This is a genomic window from Halorubrum sp. Atlit-28R (assembly GCF_003665955.1).
Taxonomy (GTDB): Archaea; Halobacteriota; Halobacteria; order Halobacteriales; family Haloferacaceae; genus Halorubrum; species Halorubrum tropicale.
In genome coordinates this window covers 1-1115 of record NZ_QPLS01000035.1, presented here as the reverse complement: position 1 = coordinate 1115, position 1115 = coordinate 1, and the positions used below count along the sequence as shown (strand labels likewise).

The following is a 1115-nucleotide window of genomic DNA, read 5'->3' as shown; positions in this document are numbered from 1 at the left end:
CTTCCACGGGATGCCGCGTTCGACGGCCGAGTACATCCAGTCGTACTCGCGGGTCGGACGGAGCGTCCCTGGCACGGTGTACCTCTCGTTCAACCCGATGCAGGTGCGTGACCGCTCGCACTATCATCAGTTTCACCACTACCACGAGTATGAGGATCTGCTGGTGGAGGCAACCCCACTGGAGCGATGGGCCAAGTACGCCATCGAGCAGACCATCTCTGGCGTGCTCTGCGCCGCCCTGCTCCAGTACTACGACTTCACGCTGGCCGAAGAGATCAGCGGCCGACTCTACGACCTCAAGGGGCTCCAGGAGGCTTTCCACGAAGACCTGCTCACGAAGCAGGACATCGAGGGGTTCCTCTTAGATGCGTACGATGTCGTTGACACGGACGACGACGCGACCGATGCCGCGGCCATCTACGCCGACCGCATTGACGCCCTGTTCGACACGATATGGCAGTTCCTGCTCGCCGAGGAGGACAGTGGGAACACGTTCATTCCGAGCGTGCTCGAGCGCGGGCAGGAAGACGACTCGCTCCCCGGTGTCCGCCGACCGATGACGAACCTCCGGGACATAGACGAGCAGATTCCGATCGAGCCCGACACTGAGACCGCTAAGTCCGTTCACCTGTTCAATCAGTAATCATGACTCGAAAATACCAACAGACGGTGGTGTACGCATGAGTCAAAAAGAGGATGTTGAGATGGAGCGCGGTATCGCGCAGATTCTCTACAGCTTCGGGCCCGGGAATGTCTTCGACTACGGTGCCTACGATGTCTCGATGCGGGTGAAGGGTCTGGACGACCGCGACTGGAACGTCCAACCGGTCGAAGGGCTCGATCTAAAACGAATCAGGGGTGACATCGAGGGCCGCATCGGGCGGTTCCGAAACGGTGATCAACCTCCCTGGGAAACTATCAGCGAGTCTGACATTGACGCGTTCCGTCCTGTCAAAGTGTCTGCCGAGGTGTTCCCGCTGACGATGGTCTGTGAGAACTCCGACTGCCGACGGGTCGACATCCGGCAGAAGCCGAGCCACTACTGGGCGACCGACCATGACGATCAAAAACCAGGGCACTGTACCGCATGTGGGTCGCCACTCCAGCAACTCCCG

At 59.8% G+C, this 1115-nt stretch carries 2 pseudogenes; both read left to right on the top strand.

The annotated features are described in order from the left end of the window. Positions 1–643 (top strand): annotated as a pseudogene (locus DVK06_RS16630) (helicase); the annotation flags it as partial. A 37-nt stretch (positions 644–680) separates the two neighbouring features. Beyond that, positions 681–1115, top strand: a pseudogene (locus DVK06_RS16625) (hypothetical protein); the annotation flags it as partial.